At 45.4% G+C, this 20,445-nt stretch carries 17 protein-coding genes and 2 tRNA genes; 17 read left to right on the forward strand and 2 right to left on the reverse strand.

What is annotated here, in order from left to right; genetic code table 11:
* Position 1: 1 nt before the first annotated feature.
* Positions 2 to 904 (forward strand): protein translocase subunit SecF, encoded by a 903-nt coding sequence (gene secF, locus AAA952_RS08035; RefSeq protein ID WP_028761458.1) that lies wholly within the window; start codon positions 2 to 4, stop codon positions 902 to 904.
* An 88-nt stretch (positions 905 to 992) separates the two neighbouring features.
* On the opposite strand, the gene yhbY is transcribed toward secF, so the two are convergent.
* Positions 993 to 1,292, reverse strand: coding sequence for a ribosome assembly RNA-binding protein YhbY (gene yhbY / locus AAA952_RS08040; protein ID WP_006082725.1), 300 nt, complete (start codon positions 1,290 to 1,292; stop codon positions 993 to 995).
* 90 nt (positions 1,293 to 1,382) lie between these two features.
* Between yhbY and rlmE the strand changes: the two genes are divergently transcribed.
* The 14 genes from rlmE (at position 1,383) to rpsO (ending at position 14,771) form a co-directional block, all read left to right on the forward strand.
* Entirely contained in the window at positions 1,383 to 2,012 is a 630-nt protein-coding gene (rlmE, locus tag AAA952_RS08045) for a 23S rRNA (uridine(2552)-2'-O)-methyltransferase RlmE (protein WP_006082724.1), read from the forward strand.
* Between the two features lie 29 nt (positions 2,013 to 2,041).
* On the forward strand, positions 2,042 to 4,012 hold the full coding sequence (ftsH, locus tag AAA952_RS08050; RefSeq protein ID WP_168822810.1) for an ATP-dependent zinc metalloprotease FtsH: 1,971 nt from the start codon (positions 2,042 to 2,044) through the stop codon (positions 4,010 to 4,012).
* Positions 4,013 to 4,223: 211 nt separating this feature from the next.
* Complete coding sequence (gene folP / locus AAA952_RS08055) at positions 4,224 to 5,057, forward strand: dihydropteroate synthase (protein WP_338255923.1); 834 nt, start codon at positions 4,224 to 4,226, stop codon at positions 5,055 to 5,057.
* 80 nt (positions 5,058 to 5,137) lie between these two features.
* Complete coding sequence (glmM, locus tag AAA952_RS08060; RefSeq protein WP_263172660.1) at positions 5,138 to 6,475, forward strand: phosphoglucosamine mutase; 1,338 nt, start codon at positions 5,138 to 5,140, stop codon at positions 6,473 to 6,475.
* A gap of 194 nt (positions 6,476 to 6,669) precedes the next feature.
* A complete protein-coding gene (gene tpiA / locus AAA952_RS08065) occupies positions 6,670 to 7,452 on the forward strand; it encodes a triose-phosphate isomerase (RefSeq protein ID WP_006082720.1) in 783 nt (260 codons plus the stop codon).
* 1 nt (position 7,453) lies between these two features.
* Positions 7,454 to 7,789, forward strand: coding sequence for a preprotein translocase subunit SecG (secG, locus tag AAA952_RS08070; protein WP_338255928.1), 336 nt, complete (start codon positions 7,454 to 7,456; stop codon positions 7,787 to 7,789).
* A gap of 11 nt (positions 7,790 to 7,800) precedes the next feature.
* Positions 7,801 to 7,887: transfer RNA gene (locus AAA952_RS08075), tRNA-Leu, on the forward strand.
* An 82-nt stretch (positions 7,888 to 7,969) separates the two neighbouring features.
* A tRNA-Met gene (locus AAA952_RS08080) sits at positions 7,970 to 8,046 on the forward strand.
* Between the two features lie 173 nt (positions 8,047 to 8,219).
* Positions 8,220 to 8,675 carry a ribosome maturation factor RimP gene (gene rimP, locus AAA952_RS08085; protein WP_006082718.1) on the forward strand — a complete coding sequence of 152 codons (456 nt, stop codon included), beginning with the start codon at positions 8,220 to 8,222 and terminating at the stop codon, positions 8,673 to 8,675.
* Between the two features lie 29 nt (positions 8,676 to 8,704).
* Positions 8,705 to 10,204, forward strand: a complete 1,500-nt coding sequence (gene nusA, locus AAA952_RS08090) for a transcription termination factor NusA (protein WP_028761452.1) — start codon at positions 8,705 to 8,707, stop codon at positions 10,202 to 10,204.
* 25 nt (positions 10,205 to 10,229) lie between these two features.
* Positions 10,230 to 12,872: a translation initiation factor IF-2 gene (infB, locus tag AAA952_RS08095; protein WP_338255932.1), complete on the forward strand. Its 2,643-nt coding sequence runs from the start codon at positions 10,230 to 10,232 to the stop codon at positions 12,870 to 12,872.
* A gap of 57 nt (positions 12,873 to 12,929) precedes the next feature.
* Positions 12,930 to 13,388 (forward strand): 30S ribosome-binding factor RbfA, encoded by a 459-nt coding sequence (gene rbfA / locus AAA952_RS08100; RefSeq protein WP_105251700.1) that lies wholly within the window; start codon positions 12,930 to 12,932, stop codon positions 13,386 to 13,388.
* A complete protein-coding gene (gene truB, locus AAA952_RS08105; RefSeq protein ID WP_028761448.1) occupies positions 13,388 to 14,353 on the forward strand; it encodes a tRNA pseudouridine(55) synthase TruB in 966 nt (321 codons plus the stop codon). The genes rbfA and truB overlap by 1 nt, the downstream gene beginning before the upstream one ends.
* Positions 14,354 to 14,501: 148 nt before the next feature.
* Entirely contained in the window at positions 14,502 to 14,771 is a 270-nt protein-coding gene (rpsO, locus tag AAA952_RS08110; protein ID WP_028761447.1) for a 30S ribosomal protein S15, read from the forward strand.
* 191 nt (positions 14,772 to 14,962) lie between these two features.
* Here the strand turns inward: rpsO and AAA952_RS08115 are convergent, their stop codons facing one another.
* Positions 14,963 to 17,017, reverse strand: coding sequence for a putative bifunctional diguanylate cyclase/phosphodiesterase (locus tag AAA952_RS08115; protein ID WP_168822815.1), 2,055 nt, complete (start codon positions 17,015 to 17,017; stop codon positions 14,963 to 14,965).
* A 195-nt stretch (positions 17,018 to 17,212) separates the two neighbouring features.
* Here AAA952_RS08115 and pnp point away from each other — a divergent pair, with 195 nt between their 5' ends.
* Positions 17,213 to 19,312: a polyribonucleotide nucleotidyltransferase gene (gene pnp / locus AAA952_RS08120; protein ID WP_105251702.1), complete on the forward strand. Its 2,100-nt coding sequence runs from the start codon at positions 17,213 to 17,215 to the stop codon at positions 19,310 to 19,312.
* 193 nt (positions 19,313 to 19,505) lie between these two features.
* Complete coding sequence (nlpI, locus tag AAA952_RS08125) at positions 19,506 to 20,408, forward strand: lipoprotein NlpI (RefSeq protein ID WP_113939304.1); 903 nt, start codon at positions 19,506 to 19,508, stop codon at positions 20,406 to 20,408.
* Positions 20,409 to 20,445: the final 37 nt, after the last annotated feature.

The raw sequence follows: 20,445 nt of genomic DNA on the forward strand, positions 1-20,445 counted from the left end.
TATGAAAAATATCAATCTAACTAAATGGCGTTATGTTTCGAGTGCTATCTCAATTTTGTTGATGCTAGTGTCATTAACCATAATAGGCGTGAAAGGTTTTAACTGGGGCTTAGATTTTACTGGCGGTGTCGTCACCGAAGTGCAGATCGATAGAAAAATTACCAGCAGTGAATTGCAACCTTTACTTAATGCCGCTTATCAGCAAGAGGTGAGTGTAGTCTCCGCCAGTGAGCCGGGACGTTGGGTGTTGCGCTATTCCGATATAAAGAGTGCCGATACAGAGCAAGGTAATATCGATATTCAGCAGGTATTAGCGCCGCTTAACTCTGAAGTGCAAGTGCTTAACAGCAGTGTTGTCGGGCCGCAGATTGGTCAAGAATTGGCAGAGCAGGGCGGTTTGGCGCTGTTAGTCGCTATGCTGGCGATATTAGGTTATTTAAGTTATCGCTTCGAATGGCGACTCGCATCGGGTGCCCTATTCGCTTTAGTGCATGACGTAGTGTTCGTGCTGGCATTTTTCGCCTTGACTCAGATGGAGTTTAATTTAACGATACTTGCGGCTGTACTGGCGATTTTAGGTTATTCCTTAAATGATTCGATCATTATCGCTGACCGTATTCGTGAATTATTGATTGCTAAGCCAAAGCTTGCGATTCAAGACATTAACAACCAAGCAATTGTAGCGACGTTTTCTCGCACTATGGTGACCTCAGGGACAACCTTAATGACGGTCGGTGCGCTGTGGATCATGGGCGGTGGGCCGCTGGAAGGATTTTCGATTGCAATGTTTATCGGTATATTAACCGGCACATTCTCTTCGATTTCGGTTGGTACCTCATTGCCTGAGTTATTAGGCTTAACGCCTGAGCATTATAAGGAACAAGTGATTTCTGAAACACCTTAGGGCTATGCTAATCGCTTAAATTAACAGCGAAAACAAAAAGGCCACTCGATTGAATGGCCTTTTTGTTAACACGATAAAATCAAGAAAATTATTTTGCCTTTGGCAAAGCAATTTTCATTTCTGGTGATTGACGATAAATCACCAGAATATGACCAATAAGTTGCACTTTTGCGGATTGAGTTTCACGTACTATGGCATCAACGATGGCATTTTTTAGCTCTCTGTCGGCAGAGGCTACTTTCACTTTAATCAGTTCATGATAAGCGAGTGCGCTTTCAATTTCAGCGAGTACACCTTCAGTCAATCCATTGGCACCAAGCAGCACCACTGGCTTTAGCGGATGCGCTAGACCTTTTAAATGCTGTTTTTGTTTGGTTGTTAAGTTCATTTCTACCAACTTTTGCTGAGTTACTGTTGAAAAACGGCTATTCTACCCTTATATAGCCTTTGTGTAACTCTCAATTGTTGCGGATTTTAAATGTCAGGTATAAAACGTACGGCCAGTTCTAATCGCTGGATGCTAGAACACTTTGATGATCACTATGTCAAACTCGCCCAAAAAATGGGCTTGCGATCTCGCGCTGCGTTTAAGCTTGAGGAGATCCAGCAAAAGGATCAACTAATTCGCCCAGGCATGACTGTGGTTGATCTCGGTGCTGCTCCGGGAGGTTGGTCTCAAGTAGCAGTTAAATTAGCGGGAGATAGAGGTAAAGTCATCGCCTGTGACATTTTGCCTATGGATCCCATCGTCGGCGTCGATTTTTTGCAAGGGGATTTTCGTGAAGATAAAGTCCTTCAAGCATTACTTACTCGCGTCGGTGATGCTAAAGTTGACGTTGTGTTGTCTGATATGGCACCCAACATGAGTGGTTCAGATAGTGTTGATCAGCCCCGTGCCATGTATTTAGTGGAATTGGCGTTAGATATGTGCCATCAAGTATTGGCTCCTAATGGCTGTTTTGCGGTAAAAGTCTTTCAGGGGGAGGGCTTTGACGAATACATGAAAGCGGTAAAAGCAGTGTTTAAAGTCGTTAAAACACGTAAACCAGACTCTTCACGGGCTCGTTCCCGCGAAGTCTATCTTGTGGCGACTGGGTACAAGTTGTAGTAACCTAGCGTTAATAATCGCAAGACTTAATGAGGTCTAGTAATTTGAGTGACATGGCAAAAAATCTAATACTCTGGGTTGTCATCGCCGTTGTGCTGATGTCAGTGTTTCAGGGTTACTCCCCCTCTTCTTCGTCATCGCAGAAGATGGATTATTCTACCTTCTTAGATAATGTCCGTGATGGACAGGTCGCAACTGTTGAAGTTAAGAGCGACCAACGTACTATTGAAGGTGCTAAACGAACTGGTGAAAAATTCACTACTATCATGCCGTTATATGACCAAGATTTAATTAATGATCTTGATCGTAAAGGCATCACTATGAAGGGCCAAGAAGCCGAAGAGTCAGGGTTCCTTACCCAAATCTTCATCTCTTGGTTCCCGATGTTATTGCTTATCGGGGTATGGATTTTCTTCATGCGCCAGATGCAAGGCGGCGGTGGCAAAGGCGCGATGTCCTTTGGTAAGAGCAAAGCCAAGCTGATGAGCGAAGACCAGATTAAAACCACGTTTGCCGATGTTGCTGGTTGTGACGAAGCAAAAGAAGAAGTGAAAGAGTTAGTTGATTATCTGCGTGACCCAACTAAATTCCAAAAATTGGGCGGCCGTATTCCAACGGGCGTGCTGATGGTGGGTCCTCCAGGTACAGGTAAAACCTTGCTGGCGAAAGCCATTGCGGGTGAATCTAAAGTACCTTTCTTCACTATCTCGGGTTCTGATTTCGTTGAAATGTTCGTTGGTGTTGGTGCATCCCGTGTGCGTGACATGTTCGAACAGGCGAAAAAGTCTGCACCTTGTATCATCTTTATCGATGAAATCGATGCGGTCGGTCGTCAGCGCGGCGCGGGTTTAGGTGGTGGTCATGATGAACGTGAGCAAACACTGAACCAAATGCTGGTTGAGATGGATGGCTTCGAAGGTAATGAAGGCGTTATTGTTATCGCGGCAACTAACCGTCCAGACGTACTCGATTCTGCGTTATTACGTCCGGGTCGTTTTGACCGTCAAGTGGTCGTTGGCTTACCAGACGTTCGTGGTCGTGAGCAGATTTTGAAAGTGCATATGCGTAAAGTACCGCTTTCTGAAGATGTGAAGGCAAGTGTGATTGCCCGTGGTACGCCAGGTTTCTCGGGTGCTGATTTAGCTAACTTAGTGAACGAAGCTGCCCTGTTTGCGGCTCGCGGAAATCGCCGAGTTGTAGGCATGGAAGAATTTGAGCGTGCAAAAGATAAAATCATGATGGGTGCTGAGCGCCGCTCTATGGTGATGTCTGAAGCCGAAAAAGAAATGACTGCTTACCATGAAGCGGGCCATGCGATTGTGGGGTGTTTAGTGCCAGAGCACGATCCTGTGCACAAGGTGACTATCATTCCTCGCGGCCGTGCGCTGGGTGTCACTTTCTTCTTACCTGAAGCTGACTCAGTGAGCCAGAGCCGTCGTAAGTTAGAAAGCCAAATTTCGGTCGCCTACGGTGGTCGTTTAGCAGAAGAGCTTATCTACGGTACTGAGAAAGTGTCGACTGGCGCATCACAGGACATCAAATACGCGACATCTATTGCACGTAACATGGTGACTCAGTGGGGCTTCTCGGACAAGTTAGGTCCATTGCTGTATGCAGAAGAAGATGGTGAAGTCTTCTTAGGTCGCAGCATGGGTAAAGCTAAAGCCATGTCCGATGAAACTGCAACTATCATCGACGCTGAAGTGAAAGTCTTTATCGACAAGAACTACGCGAGAGCGAGACAGATATTGACCGATAACCTCGATATTCTGCACTCGATGAAAGAAGCCTTAATGAAGTATGAAACCATTGATTCACTTCAAATTGACGATTTAATGAAACGTCGTGAAGTGCGTCAGCCTGCTGATTGGCAAGTGGATGACAATGGTTCTAACGATAAAGGCAATGGTCATGGTGAACCAGCAGCGAAAGCTGAAGACAGTGTGACTGCACCTGCTGAGCCAGAACTGAAAGATCCTGATGAATCTCCAGCTAAGTAATGTGTTGTGAAACCAAAGAAAACCCCGTAAAGGGGTTTTCTTGTTTTACCTTGTTAGCAATTTGACTGCGCTGTCATTGATACTCTCTGCCACCATTGATATTTATCTTCTGACATTGGTCTTTTCGGATAGAAAATGAAGGCTTGAAATTAATGACGCAAGTTATGCCAGTGAGTAAAATCGTAAGTGTTCGTATTACAGGAGTAAATGCGTGTTTGAACTGATTGCTGGCACTAAACGCCTCGCGTTATCTTCGCCCATTGTGATGGGGATTCTTAATGTCACTCCCGATTCTTTTTCCGACGGTGGTCAATATTCTTCCTATGAGCTTGCCTGTCAGCATGCCGATGACATGGTGGCTCAAGGCGCGGGAATGATAGACATTGGCGGTGAGTCGACAAGACCTGGCGCCGCCGAGGTGAGCTTAGCCGATGAACTTGCACGGGTGATCCCGTTGGTGAAATATGTTGCGGCGCACCATGATGTGTGGATTTCGGTCGATACCAGTAAACCTGAAGTCATGCGTCAAGCTGTTGCTGCGGGCGCACATTTGATTAACGATGTGCGTGCCCTGATGGAGCCTGGTGCGCTTCAAGCTGCTGCAGAGTTGCAAGTCCCCATATGCTTAATGCATATGCAAGGTGAACCCAAAAGCATGCAATTTGCACCGACTTACCATAATGTTATTGAAGAAGTTTCTGCCTTTTTAACTGAGCGGATTGAAGCTTGCTTGCGAGCAGGGATCCCCCGTGAATTATTAATACTCGATCCGGGATTTGGTTTTGGTAAAAGCTTAGAGCATAACTATGAATTACTGGCGAAGCTCGACTGTTTTGCCCAGTTTGATTTACCGATATTGATAGGATTGTCTCGTAAGAGCATGATAGGAAACCTCTTAGCAAAACCGACCTCAGAACGTCTTGCTGGGAGCCTTGCTGGCGCTATGATGGCGGCCCAAAAGGGCGCTCATATCATTCGTGTGCATGATGTTACTGAAACTGTGGATATGCTCAAGGTGTTACAAGCGACACAAGCGTATTTTTAAGCATCGTTATGCTCTCGTTAAGCATTTAATTAATATTATGATCCCAAATCATTGGGACACATTTGAGTTTGTGGAGCGATATGAAAGAACGTAAATTTTTTGGAACTGACGGTATTCGGGGAAAAGTCGGTTCAGGTCAAATGACGCCTGAGCTTGCGCTTAAGTTAGGTTGGGCGGCGGGGCGCGTGTTATCCCGCAGTGGTACCAAAAAGGTGATTATAGGGAAAGATACCCGTATTTCGGGCTATATGTTTGAGTCAGCATTAGAAGCTGGCCTATCTGCTGCAGGCCTTAATGTGATGTTAATGGGACCTATGCCAACGCCAGCAGTAGCCTATTTGACGCGCACGTTTCGCGCCGAAGCTGGGGTGGTGATCAGCGCGTCACACAATCCGTATTACGATAACGGTATTAAGTTTTTCTCCACCGACGGCAGTAAGTTAGATGATAACCTAGAGCTAGAAATTGAAGCCGAGCTTGAAAAGCCCCTCGTTTGTGTTGAGTCGCATCTATTGGGGAAGGTATCGCGTATTGAAGATGCCCGTGGCCGTTATATTGAGTATTGCAAAGGTAATTTTCCTGCAGAACACACGTTAACTGGGCTAAAAATTGTGGTTGATTGTGCCCATGGCGCAACTTATCACATAGCGCCAGCTGTGTTTCGTGAGTTAGGCGCCGAGGTGATTGCCATTGGTGATAAACCCAACGGGATGAACATCAATGATAAAGTGGGCGCGACGTCCATGGGTAAAATTTGTGAAACCGTTCTAGCCGAAAGTGCCGATTTAGGTATTGCACTCGACGGTGACGGTGACCGTATTATGATGGTCAACAGCAAAGGCGAAGTGATCGACGGCGATCAAATTTTATATATTCTGGCCTGTGATGCGAAATCCCGTGGCGTATTACGCGGTGGTGTAGTTGGTACGTTAATGTCAAACCTTGGGCTTGATCTCGCCTTGCAAGCATTAGACATCCCCTTTGCGCGTTCGAAAGTGGGCGACCGTTATGTGATGGAACTACTTAAAGAACTCGATTGGCGCATTGGCGGTGAAAATTCAGGGCATATCCTCAATCTTGATCACGGCACAACTGGTGATGGCATAGTTGCGGGGATTTTAGTGTTAGCGGCTATGCGTCGTCAGGATGCCACGCTAGAAGAACTGACTTCTGCGATGGAAATGTTGCCGCAGGTGTTAGTCAATGTGCGCTTTGAAGGCGAACATGACCCTCTTAAGTCAGATAAAGTTAAAGCGGCGCAGGCACAGGTTGAATCTCAACTGGGCGTGCGTGGCCGAGTATTATTACGTAAGTCAGGTACTGAACCTTTGATCCGTGTCATGGTTGAAGGTGACGATCATAGTGCAGTATTGGCGCACGCAAATTTGATTGCGGATGCGGTAAAATCGGCAAGCTAATATTTGCTAATTTTGTAATGAGTGCGGCTGATACCAATTTAAAATTAAGGTGTTAGCTGCACAAATGAACAGAAAACAGCTTTGGCGTGTAAAAAATAAGCATTCCAACCTGATATCTGAAAAAATTCGAATTTAGCTATTGTAACTTAATAAGTGGTTCGCTATTATTCACGCCGCTTTCAGAGGAGACAGTGATGGCACTCAGACGTCCTATGGTAGCTGGCAATTGGAAGATGAACGGCAGTGCGGCATTAGCCCAAGAGTTGTTCAAGAAATTTGCCTCTAAGCTCCAAAATGATTCAGCTGAAGTGGTTTTATGCCCGCCTTCTATCTATCTAGAGAGCGTTAGGCAACTGCTAGAAGCAAACAAGGAAGCGTTAGACGGTTCACTTGTTAGGATGGGCGCACAAAACCTAAGTCAACATGACTTTGGCGCTTATACCGGAGAAGTTTCAGGTCAGATGCTCAAAGATTCAGGATGTCGATATGTAATTATCGGGCATTCAGAACGTCGCCGTATGTACGGAGAGACGAGTAATATCGTAGCGGAGAAATTCGCCGCTGCACAAAAGCATGGCTTAACCCCAATTTTATGTGTGGGTGAGTCAGGTCCAGCACGTGAAGCAAGACGCACCTTTGAGGTGATTGCTGAAGAGTTGGATATAGTGATCCAGAAAAATGGCACTATGGCTTTTGATAACGCTATTATCGCCTACGAGCCGCTTTGGGCTGTAGGAACAGGTAAAAGTGCTACACCAGAGCAGGCACAAGAAGTTCATGCGTTTATTCGCAAACGCCTCTCTGAAGTGTCTCCGTTTATCGGAGAAAATATCAGGATTCTCTACGGTGGTAGTGTGACACCTAGTAATGCTGCAGATTTATTTGCCCAACCTGATGTTGATGGTGGACTGATTGGCGGTGCTAGCTTAAACTCTAGCGAGTTTTTAAGTCTGTGTACCATAGCGATGAGCGCATAATATGTATGAAGTTCTAGTAGTTATTTACTTGTTGGTTGCATTAGGTCTAATCGGCTTAGTATTAATTCAGCAAGGTAAGGGAGCTGACATGGGGGCCTCTTTTGGCGCCGGTGCATCAGGTACTCTTTTTGGTTCAAGCGGTTCCGGTAACTTCTTGACACGCAGTACGGCGATTCTTGCCATTGCGTTTTTCACTTTAAGTCTGCTTATTGGTAACTTAAGTGCAAACCACGCAAAAAATGAAGATTCATGGAAAGATTTAGGTTCAGACACTGAACAGGTTACCAAACCTGTTGAGCAAGGAACCCAAAAGTCAGAAACGAAAATTCCTGACTAGTAAAAGGTGTCGCCGAGGTGGCGAAATTGGTAGACGCGCAGCCTTGAGGTGGCTGTGACCTAACGGTCGTGCGGGTTCAAGTCCCGCTCTCGGCACCAAATATAACTAAGATAGACGAGATAAGTTCTCTCTTAGTTATTGCAAGAAATGACGATAGTCAATATACTTGCACACAGTTGACGCGGGGTGGAGCAGCATGGTAGCTCGTCGGGCTCATAACCCGAAGGTCGTCGGTTCAAATCCGGCCCCCGCAACCAGCTCCTAGTAACGAATAGTGTTTGAATTCGTTATGGTTTACAGGTTCTTGAAATTAATGACCTCGTGATTACGGGGTTTTTTGTTATCTGGGACTTTTAAATTTGTCGCATGCTTCGTATGTGGCGTTGTACTAGGGCTATTAAGCCCTTTTTTGTTTTTTCGGGGGTCAATCTTGGCAACGTTAGAATTCAGACTGGCAGAAATGCTCAAAGTACCTGTGGAAGCATTAGGCTTTCAGCTGTGGGGCATTGAATATGTTCAAGCGGGTAAGCATTCCACACTGCGAGTGTTCATTGATGGTGAGAATGGTATCAATATTGAAGATTGTGCCAATGCAAGTCGCCAAGTCAGTGCTGTACTCGATGTTGAAGATCCTATTTCTACAGAATATACCCTAGAGGTTTCTTCGCCAGGCGTAGATAGACCCTTATTTACTGCTGAGCAGTACGCGGGCTATGTAGGCGAGGATGTAAAGCTTCAATTGACTATGCCGGTTGACGGCAGTCGTAATTTAAAAGGCGCCATCACTGCGGTCGACGGGCAAATGCTCTCGCTGAAAGTGAATGGTAAAGAGTTAGTTGTCGCATTGGATAATATCCGCAAAGGCAACTTAATCGCTAAGTTTTGATGGTTTCAAGGTGAACGAGGCAAGACGAGATGAATAAAGAGATTCTGCTAGTCGCTGAGGCGGTTTCAAATGAAAAGGCCGTTCCACGCGAGAAAATTTTTGAAGCGCTAGAGATTGCTCTGGCCACAGCAACCAAGAAAAAGTACGAAGGTGATATTGACGTTCGTGTTGCTATCGACCGTAAAACCGGTGGTTATGATACTTTCCGTCGTTGGATGGTAGTTGATGATCACGGTGAAGCGTTAGAAAACCCTTATCGTGAAATCACGTTAGAAGCGGCACGTTACGAAAATCCGGACATCCAACCTGGCGAGTTTATCGAAGACGATATCGAGTCAGTGGTGTTTGACCGTATTACCACTCAAACCGCTAAGCAAGTGATCGTACAGAAAGTGCGTGAAGCTGAACGTGCACAAGTGGTTGAGCAGTTCCAAGATCAAGAAGGTGAGTTAATCACTGGCGTGGTCAAAAAAGCGACTCGCGAGAGCGTAGTGGTTGACTTAGGTAATAACGCTGATGGCGTATTGTTCCGTGAAGACTTAATTTCACGCGAATCTTTCCGTCCTGGTGACCGTGTGCGTGCATTATTGTACTCAGTACGTCCAGAAGCTCGTGGTGCACAGTTATTCTTAAGCCGTACTAAACCTGAAATGCTGATCGAGCTTTTCCGTGTTGAAGTGCCTGAAATCGCTGACGAACTGATTGAAATCATGGGCGCTGCTCGTGATCCAGGCGCTCGCGCTAAGATCGCCGTTAAGTCGAATGATCGCCGTATCGATCCTATCGGTGCGTGTGTGGGTATGCGCGGTGCGCGTGTACAAGCCGTTTCGAATGAACTGGGTGGCGAACGTGTTGATATCGTGTTGTGGGATGATAATCCAGCACAATACGTGATCAATGCCATGGCGCCAGCCGATGTTGCCTCTATCATAGTCGACGAAGATAACCATTCTATGGATATCGCTGTTGAAGCCGATAGTTTGGCACAAGCCATTGGACGTAATGGCCAGAACGTACGTTTAGCAACACAACTGACTGGTTGGGTTCTGAACGTTATGACAGTGGAAGATATGAATAAGAAACATCAGGCAGAAAGTGCCAAGGTGGTTGATTTATTTGTTAACTCACTGGATGTCGATGAAGATTTTGCACAAGTACTGGCAGATGAGGGCTTTACGTCGCTCGAAGAAGTTGCCTATGTGCCTGTGTCTGAACTATTGGCGATTGACGGTTTTGACGAAGATCTCGTCGAAGCTTTACGTGAACGTGCAAAAGCGGCGATCTCAACTCGAGCTCTCGCTACTGAAGAAGCACTGGATGGTGTGGAGCCAAGTGAAGAGTTGCTAGCACTTGAAGGTGTTGAAAGACACTTAGCCTATGTTTTCGCTAGCAAAGGTATTGTGACTCTTGAAGACTTGGCTGAACAAGGCATTGATGATTTGATCGAAATTGAAGAATTAACAGAAGAAAAAGCAGGTGAGCTCATCATGGCAGCCCGCAATATCTGTTGGTTTGGCGAAGAAGCATAAGTCGATCAACAGGGGGATTTAACTGATGGCAGATACTACCGTAGAGAAATTGGCCACGGAAGTGGGTAAAAGTGTTGAACGTCTGATTGAGCAATTCTCTCAGGCTGGAATTAAGAAAGGCCAAGCTGATAAAGTGACTGAATCTGAAAAGCAGCAGTTACTGGATTATCTGAAAAAGCAGCACGGTGGCGAAAATGCGCCAACGAAAATGACGCTGCAGCGTAAAACCGTATCGACCCTAAGTGTGGCCGGTAATGGTGGTCAATCTAAAGATGTTAAAGTTGAAGTTCGTAAAACACGAACTTTCGTTAAGCGTGATGCTAATGAGGCTACTCTGAAGGCTGAAGAAGAAGCGAAGGCCGAAGCAGAAGCTTTGGCAAAAGCAAAGGCCGAAGCAGAAGCTGCTGCGGCAGCAAAAGTGAAAGCTGAAGCAGATGCTAAGGCAAAAGTGGAAGCAGAAGCCAAGGCGAAAGCTAAAGCAGCAGCCGAAGTGAAAGTGGTTAAAGATATGTCACCAGAAGCAGAAGCGGCTCGTCTAGAAGCTGAACGTTTAAAAGCGGCGCAAGAAGCGGCAACTAAACGTAAGCAAGACGAAGAAGCGGCTAAAGCGGCAGAAACTGCTCGCTTACTCGCTGAAGAACATTCTAAGCGCTGGGCCGAAGAAGAGCGCCAACGTTTAGAAGCTGAGAAAAATGGTGATCATCACATCACGACATCTAAAGTAGCTCGTGCTGCTGAAGATACTTCTGATCTGGATGAAGAAAAACGCGGACGTCGTGCTCGTAACAAGAGCAACGCGAAAAAACGTGGCGGCAAAGATGCCCGTGACGGCCGTGAAAAACACATGCGTAACCGCAGTACTGCACCTGAGTCTATGGCGCATGGCTTCAATAAGCCTGTGGCAGCCGTGAGCCGTGATGTGCGTATCGGTGAAACTGTTACTGTTTCTGAACTTGCGCATTTAATGGCAGTGAAAGCGACTGAAATCATCAAACAGATGATGAAAATGGGTTCTATGGTCACGATCAACCAAGTGTTAGATCAAGAGACTGCCCAGCTAGTTGCTGAAGAAATGGGTCACAAAGTTGTGCTTATCCGTGAAAACGAGCTTGAGCACCAAGTGCTACAAGACCGTGATGATGAAGATGGCATTAAGCTAGAATCTCGTGCACCAGTTGTGACTATCATGGGTCACGTTGACCACGGTAAGACTTCGTTACTCGACTACATTCGCCGCGCTAAAGTGGCTGCTGGCGAAGCCGGTGGTATTACTCAGCATATCGGTGCATACCATGTTGAAACTGAAAATGGCATGATCACTTTCCTTGATACTCCTGGTCACGCCGCGTTTACCGCAATGCGTGCCCGCGGTGCCAAGGCAACGGATATTGTTGTGCTAGTTGTTGCTGCCGATGACGGTGTAATGCCGCAAACTATCGAAGCAATTCAACATGCTAAAGCCGGTAACGTGCCATTAATCGTGGCTGTGAACAAGATGGATAAACCGGAAGCGGATATCGATCGCGTTAAGAGCGAATTGTCGCAACACGGTGTTATGTCTGAAGATTGGGGGGGAGACAACATGTTTGCCTTCGTTTCAGCTAAGACAGGTGAAGGCGTTGATGAACTGTTAGAAGGTATTTTACTGCAAGCTGAAGTATTAGAGCTTAAAGCGGTACGTGATGGTATGGCTGCCGGTGTGGTCATTGAATCACAATTGGACAAAGGTCGCGGCCCTGTGGCTACGATTCTGGTTCAAGAAGGTACGCTGCGCCAAGGTGATATCGTTCTGTGTGGTCTTGAGTACGGCAAAATTCGTGCAATGAAAGACGAAAACGGTCGTTCAATCACTGAAGCGGGTCCATCTATTCCTGTTGAAATTCTAGGTCTGTCAGGCGTTCCGTCTGCAGGTGATGAAGCAACAGTCGTACGTGACGAACGTAAAGCTCGCGAAGTTGCCCTGTATCGTCAAGGTAAGTTCCGTGATGTGAAACTGGCACGTCAGCAAAAATCTAAGCTAGAAAACATGTTTGCGAACATGACAGACGGCGAAGTGAAAGAACTGAACATCGTTCTTAAAGCAGACGTACAAGGTTCACTGGAAGCGATTACTGATTCGTTAACAGGTTTGTCTACCGACGAAGTGAAAGTGAACATCATCGCTCGCGGTGTGGGTGCACTGACTGAAACGGATGCAACCTTAGCGGCTGCCTCTAACGCTATCATGGTTGGCTTTAACGTACGTGCCGATGCACAAGCCCGTAAGACTATCGAAAGTGAAAGTGTTGATTTACGTTACTACAGCGTTATCTATAATTTGATTGATGAAGTTCGTGCAGCAATGACAGGTATGCTGTCTCCTGTGTTCAAACAACAAATTATCGGTCTGGCTGAAGTTCGTGATGTGTTCAAGTCACCTAAGCTGGGCGCAATTGCTGGCTGTATGGTGACCGAAGGTACCATCAAGCGTAGCGCGCCAATTCGCGTACTACGTGATAACGTTGTTATCTACGAAGGTGAACTCGAATCGCTACGTCGCTTTAAAGACGACGTTGCTGAAGTTCGCAATGGTATGGAATGTGGTATTGGCGTTAAGAACTACAACGATGTTCGCGTAGGCGACCAAATCGAAGTATTCGAAACCGTCGAGATTGCTCGTACTCTGTAACGATAATAAGGGCGGCTTTAGCCGCCCTTATCAATTTAAGCTATGGTAAGAAATATTATGGCAAAAGAATTCAGTCGTACTCGTCGAATCGCTCAGCAGCTTCAGCAAGAACTTGCTCAAGTGCTACAGCGCGACATGAAAGATCCTCGTATTGGCTTTGTGACTGTGAATGACGTCGACGTCTCTCGCGATCTCAGCTATGCCAAAGTGTTTGTGACTTTTTTCGAAGAAGACAAAGCTGTCGTTCAAGAAAAGCTAAACGCTTTGATCAGCGCAGCTCCTTATATCCGCACTTTAGTGGCGGGTCGTATGAAGCTGCGTGTCATGCCTGAACTGCGTTTTATCTACGATAGCTCGCTAGTTGAAGGTATGCGCATGTCTAACTTAGTTAGCCAAGTGATCAACCAAGACAAAGCGAAGCAACAGCAATTTGGCAGCGAAGACGCATCGGTTGAAGATGAAGTCTTAGGTGATGATATTGCTGATGACGCAGATGAAACAGAAGGTAAAGATTAATGGCTCGTCGTCCAAAAGGTCGTTTTATCGATGGGATAGTGCTGCTGGATAAATCCACTGGCATGAGTTCTAACTTTGCATTGCAAAGGGTAAAGCGCTTTTTTAATGCGAATAAAGCTGGGCATACGGGCGCACTCGATCCGTTAGCGACAGGTATGTTACCTGTATGCTTAGGCGAAGGGACTAAGTTTTCTCAGCATCTATTGGATGCCGATAAACGCTATTTAGTCACTGCAAAGCTTGGCGAACGGACAGATACCAGTGATTCCGATGGTGAAGTGGTGCAAACCCGCGCCATTGATTTTACCGAGGCGCAGTTATTAACCGCGCTTGATTTCTTCCGTGGTGAAACTCAGCAAGTGCCTTCTATGTATTCCGCGCTGAAATATCAGGGTCAGCCCCTGTATAAATATGCCCGTGAAGGCATAGAAGTGCCGCGTGAATCTCGCCCTATTACGGTATTTGAGCTAAATTTCATCGGTCTTGAAGGCGATGAGCTGACCTTAGACATTCATTGTTCTAAGGGCACTTATATTCGCACTATTATAGACGATCTCGGTGAGATGCTCGGTTGTGGCGCCCATGTGATTATGCTGCGCCGCACCCAAGTTGCGCAGTATCCCTATGCCAGAATGGTCACTTTAGAACAACTTGAAGCGCTAGTTGCTCAAGCACATGAACAACAGATAGATCCGAGCGTATTACTCGACCCTCTGTTATTGCCTATGGACACGGCCGTGGCCGATTTCCCAGAGGTGAATGTGCCGGATGCGATAGCTCCTTACTTAATGCAAGGTCAAGCGGTTCGGGTACCAGTTAATGCAGAATTGAAAACCGATGAGTTGGTACGTATCACTTTAGGTGACATTCGCCGATTTGTGGGGATTGGCACAATGAACGAAGATGGCTTATTAGCGCCGAAACGACTCATTGTTATCCATGACGAACCTGCAGAAACGCATTAGCCCGTTATCCATCGACAAATGATTAAATTAGTTGATGCATTAGTCCCCGCCTTTTATTGCGCTAGGGTGGGTTTATGGGTAAAATAGCGCGCCCTCTGGCTGAGTTAGTGATCGGCTAGAGATTCATATTATTTATTTGGAGATATACATGTCACTAAGTCCTGAAGCAAAAGCAAAAATTTTGGCTGATTTTGGCCGTTGTGAAAACGACACTGGTTCAACTGAAGTTCAAGTTGCTTTGTTAACTGCGCAAATCAACCATTTGCAAGATCACTTCAAAGAGCACATTCATGATCACCACTCACGTCGTGGTCTGTTACGTATGGTTAGCTCACGTCGTAAGTTAACTGCTTACCTGAAACGTACTGATTTAGCACGTTACACTGCTCTGATCCAAAAGTTAGGTCTACGTCGTTAATTTCGCGTCGACTAACGTGAAAAAGGAGGCTTAGCCTCCTTTTTTATTGCCTAAAATTCAACAGAATATTTATTGTGTAAACGAGAGATATACAGAAGTTACAGCCAAAATCAGTCTAATGTTTAGGTCTGTTACGCTGAGCTTGATGTGATTAAGCATCGAATCGAAACTTAAGTGCCAATGTAAGTATCCTAAGCCCCACGTAAACCATCAAGACTGCTTATTGTTGCTGTTTGTGTTGCTATATACAGCGCTTCAAATTCTGCTTGGGGCAGAGGTTGACTAAAATAGAAACCTTGGCCGACTTGGCACTGATTTTCTTTCAACCAATCCAATTGCTGTTCGTTTTCAATGCCTTCGGCCACAATGGTCAAATTAAGCTGCTTTCCCAACATTAAAATGGTCGATGCAATTGCGCTATCCCCTGGTAGATCAGAAACGAAACAACGATCGATTTTCATGGTAGTGATAGGCAAATGGCGCAGGTAAGAGAGTGAAGAATACCCTGTGCCAAAGTCATCGACTGCAATACCAAATCCGGCTGATTTCAATTGTTCAAGCTTAGCGATAGCGAGTTCAATGTCGTTCATCAACGAGGTTTCAGTGATTTCAATTTCCAGTAATTCGGGTTGGATTTGATAGCGTAATGCCATCTGTTTGATATCGGGAACTAAACTAGCGTCGGCAAATTGCTGTGAGGCAACATTAATTGCAATTGGGATGGCATAGTTATATTTTTTCTGCCATTCCCTAAGTACTTTACAGCTTTGCTCTATCACCCAACGACCTATAGGAATGATGATACCTGTCTCTTCCGCCACGGGAATAAAGGAAATGGGGCTGATGAGTCGTCCGTCTTTTTGCCAACGGATCAAGGCTTCACAGGCGATGACTTTGCCTGTTTGCAGATCAAGTTTCGGTTGGAAATACAGTAAAAATTCATTGTTTTTTAATGCATCATGTAAAGATGCTTCAGTGCGTAAACGAACTGCTGCTCGCTCAGTCATCTGTTGTTTGAAGAAGGCCCATTGATTCGAGCCTGCAGCTTTCGCGCTGTACATGGCAATGTCAGCGTGACGGATCAAATCTTCAGCGCTGTTACCGTCTTCGGGATAAATAGAAATCCCAATCGATGCCGCAGGATGAATTGCATGTTCATTTAATTGAATCGGGACATTGAGCTGGAGCAGTAGCTTATCTACAAAATCTGCTGCTTGGTCTGGGGTGTGAACTGTATCGGCCAGAATAACAAATTCATCGCCACCTAAGCGGGAAACTGTGCCTTTATCACCAACGAAGCGTTCGAGAATACGGGCGATACGAGCGAGGAATTGATCGCCTAATGCGTGGCCAAGGGAATCGTTGATATTCTTAAAACGGTCTAAGTCGATAAACATCAATGCAAAGCTGCGTTTGTGTACTCGCGAGCGTTGGATAGTGACTGCGATGGTTTCAAGCAATAATGTGCGGTTAGGTAAACCCGTTAGCGGATCTCGGGTCGCCATTTTGCGCAGTTTGGATTGGGTTTGGCTAAATTGGATAAGAATTTGGTTGAATTTCGAGGTCACTAGGCCGAGTTCATCATCCTTATGCGCGTTGGACATAGGTAAGAGATTTTCATCTGGAGAGTCGGGTTCGATCTTATCGATGGCCTCACTGATGCGTGCGATAGGCTGAGTCAGGAAGCGATGGAATACCACGGAAAGCACTAAGGTGAGTAAGAGTGCACGAGCGAGAGTGGCAAAAAAACTAAATCTTAACTGCGAGAAGAGAGTGTTTGTTAGTTCTTGGGTATCGTAGAAAACCGTTAATGTACCAATGAGTTGCTGTTGTTGGGTACCTTCAAAATAAAAAGGCCTATACAAAGGGCGAGAAATTTCTTTGAGATCATCAAATAATTTATTACTTAAACTGATAAAAGTCTGTGAGTTATTCTGCTTATTATTACTGACAGAAACAAACATTGAGCCATCGTCTAGCTCAATCACCGCCGAGCCAACATGTTCGACTTTGATGGCACCCTCTAAAGTTTGACGGGCTAAATTATCATCTAATGCCCATACAGCATTTGCTGCAGGTTGTTCAACTGAATCAAGGAGTTCTTGCTGAGTGGTCGTGAGTTGTTGTTTGGTTGATACGACGACTAAAGCGATTTCAACAATAAAAATGGCAATGGCAAAAAATAGGGCAGTAAATACGACTAGGTTAGTTTGTTTCCACGTCAGTGACTTAAAACGGCCTGTCATCGGGCGCATCCTTCATGATAATTATTCACCATCGGCGAGATTTTCCGTATCAATATAAACCGCAACTCTTTGTTGATTTAACCACTTTAGTGAAAAGTTACGTATTTGTCATCATTATCTGCTCTTTATCTATTGATCCGAATTGCAGTATACTTACGCGCGTAATTCAAGGTCATTAATTAAGGAATGGGTCACGTGAATCCTATTGTAAAGAGTTTTGAGTATGGTCAACATACAGTCACCCTGGAAACAGGTGTTATAGCGCGTCAAGCTGATGCAGCCGTTTTAGCGAGTATGGGTGACACGACAGTGTTAGTCACTGTTGTCGGTAAAAAAGATGCAGATGCAGGCCGTGACTTTTTCCCTCTGACTGTTAACTATCAAGAAAAAACCTACGCAGCGGGTAAAATTCCTGGTGGTTTCTTTAAGCGTGAAGGCCGTCCTTCAGAAGATGAGACATTAATCGCTCGTCTGATCGACCGTCCAATTCGCCCTCTTTTCCCTAATGGTTTCAAAAACGAAGTTCAAGTTATCATTACCGTAGTATCTGTCGATCCACAAATCGAGCCAGATATCATCTCCATGATCGGTACTTCTGCGGCACTGGCTATTTCTGGTATTCCATTCAGCGGTCCTTTAGGTGCTGCACGTGTGGGTTACATTGATGGCGAATACGTGTTGAACCCAAGTGTTGCACAACTTGCAACCAGTCAACTGAACTTAGTGGTTGCTGGTACTGCTGGTGCAGTATTAATGGTGGAATCAGAAGCCCAAGCATTACCAGAAGAAGTGATGTTAGGTTCTGTAGTTTACGGTCACGATCAACAACAAGTGGTTATCAAGGCGATTGCTGAATTTAAAGCAGAAGCCGGTAAACCAACTTGGGATTGGACTGCACCAACGCAAGATGCCGATTTAGTTGCCCAAATCAAAGAGCTTGCTGAAGCTGGTTTAGGTGATGCGTATAAAATCCAAGTTAAACAAGATCGTTATGCTCAAGTTTCTGTAGTTAAAGCAGCAGCAAAAGAAGCCTTGTTAGCGAGTAATCCAAGCGTTGATTTACGTGAAGTTGACAACTTACTGGGTAGCTTAGAGAAGAAAGTGGTTCGTGGTCGCATCATCCGTGGCGAGCCACGTATCGATGGTCGTGAACCAGACATGATCCGTGCCTTAAGTGTGTTAGCGGGCGTATTGCCACGTACTCACGGTAGCGCATTGTTCACTCGTGGCGAAACTCAAGCGTTAGTCACTTGTACTTTAGGTACTGAACGTGATGCACAGAAGATCGACAGCATCATGGGCGAGCGCACTAACCGTTTTATGCTGCACTATAACTTCCCTCCATACTCTGTTGGTGAAACAGGCATGGTGGGATCACCTAAGCGCCGCGAAATCGGTCATGGTAAGTTAGCTTGGCGCGGTATTAACGCTGTTATGCCTTCAGCGGCTGAATTCCCATACAGCGTACGCGTTGTATCTGAAATCACTGAATCTAACGGTTCAAGCTCTATGGCGTCAGTATGTGGTACTTCTCTCGCGCTGATGGATGCCGGTGTACCTATCAAGACTTCTGTAGCGGGTATCGCTATGGGTCTAGTGAAAGAAGGCGATGATTTCGTTGTTCTTTCTGACATCTTAGGTGATGAAGATCATTTAGGTGACATGGACTTTAAAGTTGCGGGTACGCGTGATGGTATTACTGCACTGCAGATGGATATCAAGATCGAAGGTATCACTAAAGAAATCATGGATATCGCACTGCAACAAGCCTATGGTGCACGTGTACATATTCTAAACGTGATGGACCAAGCGATTGGTTCACACCGTGATGATATTTCTGATCACGCTCCACGTATCACAGTTATCAAGATCAACCCAGAAAAAATCCGTGACGTTATCGGTAAAGGTGGCGCAGTTATCCGTGCTCTTACTGAAGAAACCGGCACTACGATTGAACTGGAAGATGATGGTACTGTGAAGATCGCTTCTTCAAACGGCGAAGCAACCAAAGAAGCTATCCGTCGTATCGAAGAAATCACTTCAGAAGTTGAAGTGGGTCGTATCTACAACGGTAAAGTTATCCGTATCGTTGATTTCGGCGCATTCGTGAACATTCTGCCGGGCAAAGACGGTTTGGTACACATTTCACAAATCAGTGATGAACGTGTTGCAAACGTGTCTGATCACCTTGAGCTGAACCAAGAAGTTGCCGTTAAGGTGATGGAAGTGGATCGTCAAGGCCGCGTACGTCTGTCAATTAAAGAAGCACAAACGAAAGAAGCTGCTGCTGAATAATGAGTCTTTGACTTAATTTATAGGCATACACTTTTTAAGTGATTGCATCAAAAGGAGATCAAATGATCTCCTTTTTTGTTTTGGCATTAAGAAAGTCACTATTAATCTTAATTCCCTAATAGCGGTCCTGTGGTGGGATTGCTATCATGAAGATTCTTCTGCGTATGTTGGGAATCTAAAAAGGTAGAAATGGATGAGTCTTAAAATTAGAACCGCTGTCGTTGCTGTGCTGGCGAGTGCCAGTATGTTGTTAGCCGGATGCGCAACCACCCAGTCTCCTTTAGATAACCATAATGATGTTGAAGGTAAATTGGTTGTCGCGCCGGTTATGCCTGATTATAAAGTCGAAGTGACACTGGCAAAACTCAACGAGATTTTGGCTACGGTCGAACTGACGAATGAACAGAGAGCCAGATTTCATTACGATCGTGGTGTGATTTACGACAGTGTAGGCTTAAGACTGCTCGCACGGATTGATTTTATGCAGGCGTTAAAACTTCAGCCTGATCTCGCTGATGCCTATAATTTCCTTGGAATTTATTACACCCAAGAAGGTGAATACGACAGCGCCTATGAAGCCTTCGATGGCGTATTAGAGTTAGCACCTAATTATGATTATGCCTATTTGAATCGCGGTATTGCTTTGTACTATGGCGACCGTATTGATTTAGCGACTAAAGATATGCAGGCGTTTTATGCAGGCGATAATAAAGACGGTTATCGGGCATTATGGCTGTATTTGATTGATTTGAAAGCTGACTCTGTTGAAGCTAAAAAACAGTTAGCGCAGCATCGTCAGAATTTAGAAAATGATGCTTGGGCGACCGTTATCGTCGATTATTATTTAGGTAAAAAAAGCCGTGATGAGGTGTTTTCTGCCGCTAAAGTAGGCTTAACATATCCGAAAGAATATGCTGAACGTTTATGCGAAGCTTATTTTTATCTTGCAAAAATGGCGATAGAAACTAAGCAATATCAAGATGCTGCAAACTATTTTCGCTTAGCATTGGCAACCAATATCTATGATTTTGTCGAACATAGATATGCGCGTATTGAACTCGCCAAAGTAAAAGGTTTGCTCGAAGCCACAAAATAACCTCTCTCAGCCCGAGTTCATCTCGGGCTTTGCCTAG

It is taken from the genome of Shewanella sp. M-Br, from assembly GCF_036245925.1.
GTDB lineage: Bacteria > Pseudomonadota > Gammaproteobacteria > Enterobacterales > Shewanellaceae > Shewanella > Shewanella oncorhynchi.